The sequence below is a fragment of the Pseudomonas sp. GW456-L12 genome (genome assembly GCF_059424045.1).
Genome location: NZ_JBWKZA010000017.1, coordinates 75,915 through 89,293 on the forward strand (window position 1 = coordinate 75,915; position 13,379 = coordinate 89,293).

General features: G+C 64.7%; 13 protein-coding genes. 11 read left to right on the forward strand and 2 right to left on the reverse strand.

Annotated elements, in window-relative coordinates; all coding sequences use genetic code 11:
* Positions 1-10 precede the first annotated feature (10 nt).
* Positions 11-544 carry a GNAT family N-acetyltransferase gene (locus tag AC07Y9_RS20630; RefSeq protein ID WP_102680315.1) on the forward strand — a complete coding sequence of 178 codons (534 nt, stop codon included), beginning with the start codon at positions 11-13 and terminating at the stop codon, positions 542-544.
* Positions 545-966: 422 nt separating this feature from the next.
* Here AC07Y9_RS20630 and AC07Y9_RS20635 read toward each other — a convergent pair whose 3' ends face one another.
* Positions 967-1,932: a LysR family transcriptional regulator gene (locus AC07Y9_RS20635; protein ID WP_102680316.1), complete on the reverse strand. Its 966-nt coding sequence runs from the start codon at positions 1,930-1,932 to the stop codon at positions 967-969.
* A 304-nt stretch (positions 1,933-2,236) separates the two neighbouring features.
* Between AC07Y9_RS20635 and argH the strand changes: the two genes are divergently transcribed.
* From argH to AC07Y9_RS20680, 9 genes are all read left to right on the forward strand, one after another.
* A complete protein-coding gene (gene argH / locus AC07Y9_RS20640; RefSeq protein WP_102680317.1) occupies positions 2,237-3,664 on the forward strand; it encodes an argininosuccinate lyase in 1,428 nt (475 codons plus the stop codon).
* Between the two features lie 117 nt (positions 3,665-3,781).
* Positions 3,782-4,660, forward strand: coding sequence for an amino acid ABC transporter permease (locus AC07Y9_RS20645; RefSeq protein WP_102680318.1), 879 nt, complete (start codon positions 3,782-3,784; stop codon positions 4,658-4,660).
* Positions 4,661-4,681: 21 nt separating this feature from the next.
* On the forward strand, positions 4,682-5,446 hold the full coding sequence (locus AC07Y9_RS20650; protein ID WP_009043823.1) for an amino acid ABC transporter ATP-binding protein: 765 nt from the start codon (positions 4,682-4,684) through the stop codon (positions 5,444-5,446).
* 52 nt (positions 5,447-5,498) lie between these two features.
* Positions 5,499-6,323, forward strand: a complete 825-nt coding sequence (locus tag AC07Y9_RS20655; RefSeq protein ID WP_102680319.1) for an ABC transporter substrate-binding protein — start codon at positions 5,499-5,501, stop codon at positions 6,321-6,323.
* Between the two features lie 111 nt (positions 6,324-6,434).
* Positions 6,435-7,283 carry a polysaccharide deacetylase family protein gene (locus AC07Y9_RS20660; protein WP_102680320.1) on the forward strand — a complete coding sequence of 283 codons (849 nt, stop codon included), beginning with the start codon at positions 6,435-6,437 and terminating at the stop codon, positions 7,281-7,283.
* Complete coding sequence (locus AC07Y9_RS20665; protein WP_102680321.1) at positions 7,276-8,163, forward strand: polysaccharide deacetylase family protein; 888 nt, start codon at positions 7,276-7,278, stop codon at positions 8,161-8,163. The genes AC07Y9_RS20660 and AC07Y9_RS20665 overlap by 8 nt, the downstream gene beginning before the upstream one ends.
* Positions 8,160-9,512 (forward strand): MmgE/PrpD family protein, encoded by a 1,353-nt coding sequence (locus tag AC07Y9_RS20670; protein ID WP_102680322.1) that lies wholly within the window; start codon positions 8,160-8,162, stop codon positions 9,510-9,512. Before AC07Y9_RS20665 ends, AC07Y9_RS20670 begins: the two co-directional genes overlap by 4 nt.
* A 43-nt stretch (positions 9,513-9,555) precedes the next feature.
* Positions 9,556-10,740: an MFS transporter gene (locus tag AC07Y9_RS20675; protein ID WP_087090997.1), complete on the forward strand. Its 1,185-nt coding sequence runs from the start codon at positions 9,556-9,558 to the stop codon at positions 10,738-10,740.
* Positions 10,741-10,897: 157 nt separating this feature from the next.
* Positions 10,898-11,605 (forward strand): HPP family protein, encoded by a 708-nt coding sequence (locus AC07Y9_RS20680; RefSeq protein ID WP_007925711.1) that lies wholly within the window; start codon positions 10,898-10,900, stop codon positions 11,603-11,605.
* Between the two features lie 177 nt (positions 11,606-11,782).
* On the opposite strand, the gene AC07Y9_RS20685 is transcribed toward AC07Y9_RS20680, so the two are convergent.
* Positions 11,783-12,646, reverse strand: coding sequence for a LysR family transcriptional regulator (locus AC07Y9_RS20685; RefSeq protein ID WP_007925718.1), 864 nt, complete (start codon positions 12,644-12,646; stop codon positions 11,783-11,785).
* Positions 12,647-12,963: 317 nt separating this feature from the next.
* Between AC07Y9_RS20685 and AC07Y9_RS20690 the strand changes: the two genes are divergently transcribed.
* Positions 12,964-13,377 carry a GtrA family protein gene (locus AC07Y9_RS20690; protein WP_007925720.1) on the forward strand — a complete coding sequence of 138 codons (414 nt, stop codon included), beginning with the start codon at positions 12,964-12,966 and terminating at the stop codon, positions 13,375-13,377.
* The last annotated feature ends 2 nt before the right edge of the window (positions 13,378-13,379 follow it).

A 13,379-nucleotide genomic window follows, 5' to 3' on the forward strand; every position in this document is an offset into this window, starting at 1 on the left:
CTCGCGCCCCATGACTCTGCAAATCCGCCTGGCCACAGAGGCCGATGCCACCCTGCTCCCCGCCATCGAACGCAGCGCCGCCGCGCTGTTTCGCCGCGACCCCGAACTGGCCTGGCTGGCCGACGCCGAGGTGCCCGACGCCGCTCAGCACCGCACGCATATCCGCCAGCAGCGGGTGTGGGTGGCGGTGCTCGAGCAAGAGGTCTGCGCCTTCCTCGACGCCGAAGCCTGCGCCGACGCGCTGCATATCTGGGAGATCTCGGTCGCCAGCGCCGCCCAAGGACGCGGCATCGGCCGCCGCCTGCTGCAGACGGTGGGCGAACAGGCCCGTCAGCAGGGGTTTACCGCCCTGACCCTGAGCACCTTCCGCCAGTTGCCATGGAACGAACCCTTCTACCAGCGCTGTGGCTTCGTCACCCTGGAAGCCGAGCAATTGGGGCCGCGCCTGCGGCAGGTGCTGGTCGAGGAAGCTCGCCATGGCCTGCCGGCGGCCCGGCGCTGCGCCATGCGCCTGACACTGCCTGCCCACCCCATGCAACTGTAGGAGCGAAGCTTGCTCGCGATGACGGCCTGCCAGGCAAAATCGATGGTGCATGTGCCGGCCTTATCGCGAGCAAGCTTCGCTCCTACCGGGGGTGTTCGGAGGGTGTCAGGCATCTAAGGCGCGCCGCGACGGTTATTTAAAATGACGCGTGGGTGGGCCGCAAACGGCATGTTTTGTACTCACCGGTTACTTCGTACGGATAACCCTGCGGGAATCCAAAGAACTGTAACCATGGGATGAAAGTGCCATGACGCCGGCTATACCCGCCATGTCTGCGGCGTGCTCCGCCTTATGGAATAGCGCACTTTGAACCGCACTTTTCATTTGCACTTTTGAGCCGCACTTTTACCCCGTACTTTTCACCAGCAGCCAGGCACAGACAACGAGTACAGGCAGAACCTGGAACGTCACCCGGGCCAGGCTCAGCCATTGCTCTTGAGGTCCACCCCCAGCGCCTGGGCGAAGGCCTTGACCAAAGGACTGCGCACCGTGTTGTGACGCAGGATCAGGCTGAAGGGCGTGCTGTAGTGCACCAGCTCCGGAAGCAGTGCGCGCATTTCGCCGCGTTCCACCAGCGCCGCGGCATAGTGCCGGGGCAGGAAACCGAGGAAACGCCCGGTCTTGATCAGTATCGCCACCGCTTCGACCTGGGACGCCGCCGCCGAAAAGCTGTCGTACAGGGCAAACTGCCCCTTGGCCTGATGGATCGCATAGCGATGGTTGATGAACTCGTACTGCTTGAGGGTCTCGGCGTCGATCGCGTTGTCCGCCACGTCAAACAACGGGTGTCCCACGGCGCAATAAGCCGCGGACTCTTCGTCATATAACTTGAAGTAGTCGAACTCTTCGCGCTTTTGATAGACCGGCACAATTCCAGCAACTAAGCGCCCCTCCACCACACCCCGTTCAACTTCATCCAGTTGTGATGCGTAGAGCCTGAACCTTACTTTCGGCGACTCCATATTCATTCGTCGCAGGGCAGCAACTAACGGCGAACTAATATCGGTGATCGTATTATCAATGACCCCCACACCCAAATCGCCGATTATTTCATTCTGCGCGCAACTAAGCCGGTCGCGAAAGTTGTCCACCGAGGCAAACAGGTCAATCGACGCCTGATACACCAGGCTGCCTTCCTCGGTCAGGCAAAACCCCTCCCGGCCCCGGGTGCACAGGCGCATGCCGATGCGGATCTCCAGGTCGGAGATCTGCTTGCTGATGGCCGCCAGGCCCACGTTCAGCTCGTTTTGCGCGGCGCTGAAGCCTCCCGCCTCGACCACCGCCTTGAATACCTTGAGCAGTTTGAAGTCCAGTCCGCTGAGTGCCAGCGGTGCTCTGTGGGCGGTTTTAATCGCTGGGTTTCCAGAATTGGAAAGTGGGGTTTCCATAATGCTTATTGACCTCGGACGGCATATTCAACAGGCTTTGCTGCACAACAAAAACACAGCCGACAAATAATAATGAACACAGAAAACAAGGCTTGGCAACCACCAAAAGTTTCCCTGGATCAGCCACAACTCGCTGATTCAACACCCCTAAAAACTGACACTTCGATCAGTTCTCTCCACTTGCTACTGCCCTCTTGAAACCTGCCTGACCCGAAGATTCTTCGACGCCCTTTCAGTGGCTGTTGGAGAAGTCCGTGGTCGGCCGTACCGAATTCAATTCGCGTTATCGACGAGGAAAAAAACAATGAACCAGCCTACCGATCGCCTCTGGGGCGCCCGTTTCAAAAGCGGCCCGTCCGCGGCCCTGGCCGCCCTGTCGCGCTGCCCCGAGCGTTACTTTCGCCTGACCCCTTACGACCTCGCCGGCTCCAAGGCCCATGCCCGGGAACTGCAACGCGCCGGCCTGCTGGACGAGCCGGAAACCCGCACCATGCTCGAGGCCCTGGAGCGCATCGGCGAAGACTTCCGCGCCGGCCGGGTGAGCCCGACCCTGGACGACGAAGACGTGCACACTTTCATCGAACGCCTGCTCACCGAGCGTCTCGGCGCCCTCGGCGGCAAGCTGCGCGCCGGCCGTTCGCGCAACGACCAGACCGCCAACGACCTGCGCCTGTTCCTGCGCGACCATGTCCGCAGCCTGGCGGTGCAGGTGCTGGACCTGCAGCAAGCGCTGGTGGAACAGGCCGAACAGCATGTGGACAGCATCTGCCCGGGCTTCACCCACCTGCAGCAGGCCCAGCCGATCGTCTTCGCCCACCACCTGCTGGCCCACGCCCAATCGATGCTGCGTGACGTGCAACGGCTGGTGGACTGGGATGCCCGCACCGCCCTGTCGCCACTGGGCGCGGCGGCCATGGCCGGCTCGGCCATCGCCCGCCAGCCGCAGCAGTCGGCCAGGGAAATGGGCTACGCCGGCGTCTGCGAGAACTCCATCGACGCGGTGGCCAGCCGTGACCACGTGGCCGAGTTCCTGTTCGTCGCCAGCATGCTCGGGATCAACATCTCGCGCCTGGCCGAAGAGTTCTGCCTGTGGTCGTCGCGGCAGTTCCGCTGGGTGGCCCTGGACGATGCCTACGCCACCGGCAGCTCGATCATGCCGCAGAAGAAAAACCCCGATATCGCCGAACTGGCGCGGGGCAAGGCCGGTCGGCTGATCGGCAACCTCACCGGGCTGCTGTCGACCCTCAAGTCGTTGCCGCTGTCCTACAACCGCGACCTGAGCGAAGACAAGAACGGCGTGCTCGACAGCGTCGACACCCTGCTGCTGGTGCTGCCGGCCATGGCCGGGATGGTCGCGACCATGACCGTCAACGTCGAGGAACTGCGGCGCCAGGCGCCACTGGGTTTCACCCTGGCCACCGAGGTCGCCGACTGGCTGGCGGTGCGCGGGGTGCCGTTCAAGGAAGCCCACGAAATCACCGGCGCGCTGGTCCAGGCCTGCGAGAAACACGACCTCGAACTCTGGGAAGCCTCCCCGGCGCTGCTGGCCGAGATCGATGCGCGCCTGACCCCGGAGGTGCGCGACAGCCTGACCCTGGAAGCCGCCATCGCCGCCCGCAGCGGTTGGGGCGGCACCGCGCCGGAGCAGGTGCGCGCACAGATCGCCCGGCTGAAAACCGCCCTGGCGGCGCAGCGGCAATGGGCCGCGCAGTACGACGGTTTCCGTCTCTGAAACCTTGAACGCAGTCCCACGGGGGCGAGCCGGCATCGATGCCGCCCGCCAGATCGCCCCGCGGGGATGACGACCGACAGACCGCAGGCACCGTCCGCCTGCGTTGGGAGAAACAGCATGAGCCAGACCCAGGCAGAGCGCCTCCTCGCCGAGCGCAAACAAGCCGAAAACCAGTTCGACATCACCCAGTACGAGCATGTGCCGCGGCGCTACTACGGGCGGATCTTCTTCGCCACGGTGATTGTCATCGCCCTTGTCGGCCTGGCGCGGGCCTTCGCCGAAGGCAAGATCGAATGGTCGTACATTGGCCAGTTCCTCACGTCCCAGGCGATCCTGTTCGGCCTGCTCAACACCCTGGTCATGGCGATCCTGGCCATGGCCCTGGGCATCGTGTTCGGGGTCATCACCGCGATCATGCGCATGTCGGCCAACCCGATCCTGCGCTATGTGGCCGTGACCTACACCTGGCTGTTCCGCGGTACGCCGCTGATCCTGCAGCTGCTGTTGTGGTTCAACCTGGCGCTGATCTTCCCCACCATCGGCATTCCCGGGCTGTTCGAGCTGGACACCGTGAGCCTGATGACGCCGTTCGTGGCCGCCCTGCTCGGCCTGAGCATCAACCAGGGCGCTTACACCGCCGAAGTGGTGCGCGCCGGCCTGCTGTCGGTGGACACCGGCCAGTACGAAGCAGCCAAGTCGATCGGCATGCCGCGCCTGCAGGCCCTGCGCCGGATCATCCTGCCCCAGGCCATGCGCATCATCATCCCGCCGGTGGGCAACGAGTTCATCGGCATGGTCAAGATGACCTCCCTGGCCAGCGTGATCCAGTACTCGGAACTGCTCTACAACGCCCAGAACATCTACTACGCCAACGCCCGGGTGATGGAGCTGCTGATCGTCGCCGGCATCTGGTACCTGGCCGCCGTCACCGTCCTGTCCTTCGGCCAAAGCCGCCTGGAACGCCGTTTCGCCCGTGGCGCCGGCAAGCGCTCGTAAGCAGCCCTGGAGAATCCGATCATGAGAAACATCGTCAAGGCTGTGGGCCTGAACAAGTACTACGACAACTACCACGCCCTCAAGGACGTCAACATCGAGGTCGAGCAAGGCGAAGTGCTGTGCATCATCGGCCCGTCCGGCTCGGGCAAGAGCACCCTGCTGCGCTGCGTCAACCAGCTGGAGAAGATCGACAAGGGCGGCCTGTGGGTCGACGGCGAGCTAGTGGGCTACCGCATCGTCGGCAACAAGCTGCACGAGCTCAACGAATCGCAGATCGCCCGCCAGCGCCTGGCCACCGGCATGGTGTTCCAGCGCTTCAACCTGTTCCCGCACATGACCGTGCTGCAAAACATCGTCGAAGGCCCGTGCCAGGTGCTCAAGCGCTCGCCCAAGGAATCCCACGAGGAAGCCCTGGAACTGCTGGCCCGGGTGGGCCTGGCCGACAAGCGCAACAGCTACCCGATCGAGCTGTCCGGCGGCCAGCAGCAGCGGGTGGCGATCGCCCGCGCCCTGGCCATGCGGCCCAAGCTGATGCTGTTCGATGAACCCACTTCGGCACTCGACCCGGAACTGGTCGGTGAGGTGCTGTCGGTGATGCGCGACCTGGCGCAGACCGGCATGACCATGATCGTCGTCACCCATGAACTGGGCTTCGCCCGGGAGGTTTCCAACCGCATGGTGTTCATGGACGGCGGACAGATCGTGGAGGCTGGAAGCCCCGAAGAAATACTAATAAGCCCACAAAACCCGCGCACCCAAAGCTTCATTTCTGCCGTTCGAACCTAGGCCTGAGCTCGCAAGCCAAGCACAGCCTCACAACATTCATAAGAGAACGACCATGAAGAACTTCGTCATTCCAGCAGTACTCGCAAGCCTGATGGCCAGCAGCTTCACCTTCGCCGCCGAGCTGCCCGCCAGCATCAAGGCCAAGGGCGAGATCGTCGTCGCGATCATGCCCAACTACCCGCCGATGGACTTCAAGGACCCGGCCACCAACCAGCTCACCGGCCTGGACTACGACCTGGGCAACGCCCTGGCCGAGCGCCTGGGGGTGAAGATCGCCTGGCAGGAAACCGGCTTCGAGCAAATGATCAACGCCCTGACCACCGACCGCGTGGATGCGGTGCTGTCGGGCATGACCGACACCGCCGAACGGCAGAAGAGCGTGACCTTCGTCGACTACTTCACCAGCGGGCCGCAGTTCTACACCCTGCAGAAAAACACCGCGATCAACGAACCCACCGACCTGTGCGGGAAGAAGGTCGGCACCAGCCGTCGCACCACCTTCCCGGCGGAAATCGCTGCCTGGAGCAAGGCCAACTGCGAAGCCCACGGCAAGCCGGCGGTGGTGGTGATCGGCACCGAAGGCTCGGCCGACGCCCGCGCGCAACTGCGCCAGAGCCGCATCGACGCGGCCATGCAAGGCAGCGAGACCCTGCCGTACCTCAAGACTCAGGAAAAGGACACCTACAAGACCCTGGGCCTGCCGATCTCCGAGCAGTTCACCGGGCTGGGCGTGAGCAACAAGAAGCCCGAGCTGGCCGAAGCCCTGAAGAGCGCGCTGCAAAGCATGGTCGACGACGGCAGTTACCAGGCCATCTTGAAGAAATGGGACCTGGAGCTGGGCGCGATCAAGACCGTGACCCTCAACGCCGGCAAATAACCACCCAAGCAATCCCCCCGCGGGCACGAGCACATTCGTGTCCGCGGGAGGTGGCTGTCGCTCACCGGATGACGGGCAAACCGGCCCGCCCCAATGACTGGAGCGCTATCGATGTCCTCCTCACCCCAACCCAGCTGGCCGGACGGGCACCAGGCGTGCCTGGCCCTGGCCTTCGACCTCGACGGGCCGACCGGCGACGCCATGCTCGACGGCTCGATCTGGCGCAAGCCGGAGTACTTCGGCTTCGGCGGCTACGGCCCCTATCGGGCCCTGCCGCGCCTGCTCGACCTGCTCGATGCCTTCCGGATCCCGACCACCTTCTTCGTTCCCGCCTGGGTGGTGGAGAACTGGCCCAGGCAATGCCAGGCGATCGTCGAGCGCGGGCACGAGGTGGCCTACCACGGTTACCAGCATGAGTCCTTCTATGCCCTGCCCCTGGAGCAGCAGAAGGCGGTCATGGCCAGATCCCGCGAGGTGTTCTGGAACCACCTGCATATCCGCGCCGAAGGTTTCCGTACCCCGTCGGGCGACTGGCGCGCCGAAACCCCGGCGATGCTGGTGGAAGCCGGCGTCGCTTATTCCAGCAGCATGCGCGGCGACGACCGTCCGTACCTGGTCCAGGTACCGGGCCATGCCACGCCGCTGGTGGAGATCCCCGGACGCTGGGAGATGGACGACTACGCCTCCCTCGCCTACACCCGCGCCCCCGATTTCCCCTCGGGTCTGGACCGCACCGCCAGCTACGAACTGACCCTGGACAACTGGTGCCGCGAATACGACGGGGCCATGGACGAAGGGCTGTGCCTGACCACCCTGTTCCACCCCAAGATCACCGGCAAACCCGGGCGCATCCTGCTGCTGGAGCGCCTGTTCGAACATATGCGCCAGCGCGAGGACGTATGGTTCGCCACCTGCCGCGACGTCGCCCGCTGGTGGCTCAAGGAGCATCACCATGGCTGAGCCTCAGGTCTGGCCCCAGGGCTACCGCTGCGCCGTGGCGGTGACCGTCGACTACAACGACATCCACGGCATCCTCACCCAGGCCCCGCAAGTGGCCGGGCGCGACAAGACCCTGTCGGTCTGGCGCTACGGCAGCCAGCGCGGCGTCGAACGCCTGCTGGCATTGCTCGACGAACTGCAGCTGCCCGCCACCTGGTTCGTCCCGGGGATCGTGGCCGAGGAAAACCCCGGGCATGTGCGGGCGATCCAGGCCGCCGGGCATGAAATCGCCTGCGCCGGTTATCGCCACGCCAATTACGACCGCTTGAGCCTGGCCGAACAGCAGCTGGAACTGCAACGCGGGTGCCAGGCCCTGGCCGACCTCACCGGCCGGCGCCCCAGCGGCTTTCGCATCCCGGCCGGCAACTGGGCACCGGGTTTCGTCGAGGCGCTGCACGGGCAAGGCATTCGCTGGTCGTCGTCCTGGCGCGGCGATGACCTGCCCTTCCCCCACCCGACCCGGCCGGAAGTGATCGAGCTACCGCTGCACTACGAGCTGGAAGACGAACCCTACTTCGCCTTCAACCTCAGCCCGGCGGTGCCGCCGGGGCAATCGCGGATCGCCTCCTACAGTCACACCCTGGGCAACCTGCAGCTGGACTTCGCCGGCTTCCACCGTTTCGGCCTGCTCTACGTGCTGCGCCTGCACCCGGAGATTATCGCCACCCCGGGGCGCATCGGCCTGCTGCGCGAGCTGTTGCAGGGCATCCAGCGGCACGAGGATGCTTGGATCGCCCGCGCCGGCGAGATCGCCCAATGGTGGGCGCAACGCGCGCAACCGCTGGCGGAGGATCACCCCGCGGCGATTTATGAACGTCACTATCGGGCCTACCTGCCATGACCGATCGCTTGCAACGCCTGGCGCAATTCTGCGTCGACAGCCGTTTCGAAGACCTGCCCCCGGCCCTGGTGGCCCAGGCCATCCGGCATATCCTCGACACCTTCGGCGCCGCGCTGGCCGGGGCGCACAGCGAAGTTGCCGCGGCGGCGCGCCAGGCCCTCGGCGACGAAGGTGGCCGCAGCCGGGTGTGGGGCACCGCGCTGAGCAGCAGTGCCACCCAGGCCGCCTTGCTCAACGGCATCGCCGCCCATGCCCTGGAGCTGGACGACACCGGCGGCTGCGACCATTCCGGGGCCGTGGTGCTGCCGGCGGTGATAGCCGCCGCCAGCCTGCGGGACACGCCACTCAGCGGCCGTGAGCTGATCACCGCGGTGGTCATGGGTTATGAAGTCGGTCGCCGGGTGCTGGAAGCCTGCGGCGGTTATTCGGCCCACAACGGCGCCGGCTGGCATTCCACCGCCACCTGCGGGGTGTTCGGCGCGGCTGCCGCCTGCGGTCGGGTGCTCGGCCTGGATGCGCGGCAGATGGCTTCGGCCCTGGGCCTGGCCGGCAGCTTCAGCGGCGGGCTCTGGGCCTTTATTCACGACGGCTCGCACAGCAAGAAACTGCACAGCGGCCGGGCCGCCGAAGGCGGTCTGCTGGCCGCGCGCCTTGCCCGGCAAGGCGTGACCGGGCCGGGCCAGCTGTTCGAGGAGGTCTGGGGCGGTTTCCTCAAGACCCTGGCCGGCAGCGACGCGATCCCCCAGGCCCTCGACGAACAGCTGGGCCAGGTGTGGAAGCTCGTGCGCTGCTCGATCAAACCCTATGCCTCCTGCCGTGGCACCCACTCGGCCATCGATGCCCTGGGCCTGTTGCTCGAACAGTTGCAGGTGACGGCGGATCAGGTGGAGGACATTCAGGTGTCCCTCTGCGCCTTCCTCGACGACATGTGCGGCAGCCGCGATATCGACTCCCTGGCCGCCGCGCAGATGAGCCTGCCCTACGCACTCGCGGCGCGCCTGGTGCATGGCCATGCACGGCTGGATGCCTATGACCGCGAGTACCGCGAAACAGCACGGATCGCCAGTGCCATGGCACGGATCCGCCTTGAAGTGGACCCGCAACTGTCAGAGGATGGCGAGCCCGTGGTGACCCTGCGCACCCGCGACGGGCGCCAGGCCAGCCGGTGCGTCGAGGTGCCGCTGGGCGCGCCGGGCAACCCGCTCGACGATCAGGCGCTGCAAGAAAAGTTTCTCAGCCTGGCGACCCGGGTGCTGCCAGCCGAACGGGCCGGCGAATTGCTGCAACAGTTGTGGCGGCTGGCGGATATGGAATCCGTCGCCGTGCTGGACCGCTGGCTCCAACCATAGGCCCTCTGTAATCCACTCAGACAACAAGGACTCGTGCACCACCGTGGCCACTTACTCGCTGGTTATCCGCCGCCTGATGATCTGCTCGCTGACCATTGTCGTCAGTCGCGCCATCACCAGCCCCCTGCTCACCCTGTTCCTCAGCGAAAAACTCGGCCTCGACCAGCAGGACGTCGGCCTGCTGCTGGGGGTCGCGGTGTTCATCGCCACGCTGCTCGCGCTGTATGGCGGCTACATCCTCGATCGCCTGGACAAGCGCCGGCTGCTGATCCTGAGCATGCTCTCCAGCGGCATCGGCTTTGTGCTGCTGACCTTCGCCCACAACCTCTACCTGACCACCGCGATCCTGGTGATCACCGAAACCGCCTCGGCGCTGTTCCTGATCGGCTCCAAGGCGATCATCAGTGAAAACCTGCCGGTGAGTCAGCGGGCCAGGGTGTTCTCCCTGCGCTACACCCTGACCAATATCGGCTACGCCACCGGCCCCATGCTCGGCGTGGTGATCGCCGGGCACCTGCCGCTGGCACCGTTCCTGATCGCCGGTGCCATTGCCTTTCTCAGCACCCTGCTGATGCGCGGCATTCCAGCCACGCCGGGCCTGCCCTCGCTGAGCAAGCCGCAGAGTTTCCTCGACACCCTGGTGACCCTGAAAAACGACCGCACGCTGATCATGTTCACCTGCGGCTGCCTGCTCAGCACCATCGTCCATGGGCGCTTCACCCTGTACCTGTCGCAGTACCTGCTGGTCACCGAAGACGCGAAAAGCGCCCTCGACACCATGGCCGCCCTGCTGGCCTGCAACGCCATCAGCGTGATCCTGCTGCAGTACCAGATCGGCCGTTTCCTCAAGCGCGAACAGCTGCGCTACTGGATCGCCGTCGGCACCAGCCTGTTCATCCTCGGCCTGATCGGCTTCAGCCTGGCCGACAGCCTGCTGGGCTGGTGCCTGGCGATGTTCGTCTTCACCCTTGGCGAGATGATCATCTACCCGGCGGAATTCCTGTTCATCGACACCCTGGCCCCCGAGGCCCTGCGCGGCAGCTATTACGGCGCGCAGAACCTCGCGGCCCTGGGCGGCGCCTTGAGCCCGGTGATCTGTGGCTACCTGCTGGTGCATACCCCGGCGCCGACCATGTTCTATGCCCTGAGCAGCTTGACCGCCTTGGGCGGCCTGCTGTGTTTCATGAGCGGACGGCGGGTGGCCCAGGCCGCCACAGTACAAAAATAATGCACTTAAACAGCATTATTATGAATTTGTAGGCGCTTGGTTTGATCGGCACACTGTGCCGGTTCCTCCCCCCAAATGTTGGAACGTTTCAGGGCTTTCTGGTGCTCCAGACAAGCCCTTCTTTTTGCCCGCAGAACCGGAATTGGATCGCTTCGTCATGCTCGCTCGCTGGAAACCCGCCGCCATCAATACCCGCCCCTCGGAATGGAGCCGCGCCGCGATCGGCATGGCCTTGGGCACGCTGTTCAGTGTCTGGTTGTGCGGCCGGGTGTTCGGCATGGAGGTGGCGCTGCACCTGATCGGGCCGCTGGGGGCTTCGGCGGTGCTGCTGTTCGCGGTGTCGTCGGGGGCGCTGGCGCAACCCTGGTCGATCCTCGGCGGCTACCTGTGCGCCGCCGTCCTGGCGTTGCTGGTGGCCCATGTGCTCGGGCGCACCCTGGGCAGCGCCTGCCTGGCCGCCGGCATGTCCCTGGTGCTGATGTGCTGGCTGCGCTGCCTGCATCCGCCGGCCGGCGCCGTGGCCCTGACGATGGTGCTGGCCGACCCGGCCACCATCGCCCTCGACTGGCAGGCCCTCGGCCCGGTGATGCTGGCGGCCCTGTGCCTGTTGCTCAGCGCCCTGGCCTACAACAACCTGACCCGCATCCGCTACCCCAAGGGCCAGAGCGAACCCGCGACCCAATTGCCCGCCGACCATCCGCCGAGCGATACCCAGGCCATCACCGCCGCCGACCTGAAGCTGGCGCTGGATGAAATGCAGGAATTCTTCGATGTCACCCCGCAAGATCTGGAACAACTGATCCACGCCAGTGAGGCCCATGCGCGCCGGCGCAGTATTGGCGAGGTGTTGGCGCCGCGGGTGTGATCGGGTTATCCGGACAGATCGCGAACCCAGGTTTTGCGGCAACTGCGTTGCCGATCGCAGCCTCGCGGGCTCGGCAGCGGCTACAGGGCTACAGCGGCGCTGTGATTCCTGTAGCCGCTGCCGCAGGCTGCGCTCGAGCGCGAAGCGGTCGTAAATCCAGGCGCCGCGTTTTACGACTCAGATCATCGGATCCCAGCGCTGCGACCAGTCAGTGTCGCTGGCGATGACTTCGCGCAGCACCTCGAAGGCCTGCTGCAGCTGCGCCGAATCCCGTTCGCGGGCGTACAGCAGGTAGGTCGGGAAGTTGAATTCCGGGGCCTTTTCCACCCGTTCCAGCACGCCGCTGTCTAGGTAGCTTTGCACCACCCGGGTGCGGAAGTAGCCGCTGCCACCGCCTTCGAGAATGAACTGCAAGGCCAGCGGCCCGAGGTTGAAACCCACCGCGGCCTTGGCCTGGTCCGGCAGCGCCGCGTCGTGCTGGCGGCGGAAATCCTCGCCCCAGTCGATGTACACATAAGGCTCGGGTTTGCCGGCCAGGCGCACCAGGATCAGCTTTTCCTCCAGCAACTGCTCGACCTGCAACCCCGGCCCGTACACCGGCTGGAACACCAGCGCGGCGTCCAGCACGCCAAGTTCCAGCTGGCGTTGCAGGCTCGCGCCCTCGGCGATCTGGCTGCGCACCGCGTGGCTGGGAATCGCCTGGCGCAAGCGCCTTACCCAGTTGAGCATCAGCGGGTTGCACAGGCTGACTTCACCGCCGATGTGCAGCACGTTGCGATAACCGGCCAGCAGCGGCAGGTCGCGCTGGGCGGCTTCCCAGGTCTGCACCAGCTGGTTGGCGTAGACGATGAACGCCTCGCCGTCGGCGGTCAGCCGGGCTCCGGCGCGGTTGCGCACGAACAGCTTGCAGTTGAGCTGGCCTTCGAGGTTCTGCACCCGGGCGCTGATCGCGGTCTGGGTCAGGTGCAGGCGTTCGGCCGCGGCGATCAGGCTGCCGCTGCGGACGATTTGCAAAAAGGTGCGGGCCAGGTCGATGTCCATGTTGCCTCTGGGTCACGAAAGTCGAGCGCCATTGTAGCGAGCCTCGGCCATCGAACCAGGTTTTCAACTCTTGCCCGGGACTGACCATGACAAGCTGACAGCTGGATAACAGCCACGACATGTTGCAGTAAGCTTAGTTGTTTCCAACTCCGGCAACACCGCGACTTTACTGACGCCGTACAAATAATGTCTTATTTGTCAGGTTACTTCGTGAAATATCTTCCCCGACCCGACAAACAATATTTTCACAAAAACCCCACTTAACCTCGACACAACTCCTCGAAGAATTAACGGGCTCGCCATTCTGGGAATTGTCGATGTCGCAATCATTAAAAACCTCCTTCAATCATTATCTGCAGCAACTTTCCCGATATGCCCTGGTCGGCGTTCTCGCCACCTTGAGTCACTACGCGTTGTTCCTGGCCCTGCTCGCGTGCATGCCGGCGCTGCTGGCGAGCCTGCTGGGGGCCGGCCTGGGCACCTGGGTCAGCTACCAGGGCAACCGGCGCTGGACCTTCTCCCGGGCGGACCGCCAGGCCAGGGCGGATCAGGCCCTGCGGTTCTGCCTGACGGCCGCTGGTTACAACCTCGGCAATGCCTTGCTGATGCTGTTTTTGCTGCGCTTCGAACCTGACTCGCCATTGCTGATGCAAGTGCTCAGCACCCTCTGCCTGACCCTGGTCAGTTACTGGATAAACCGAACCTGGACTTTTAAAAATGAAGTTGCCTAGTT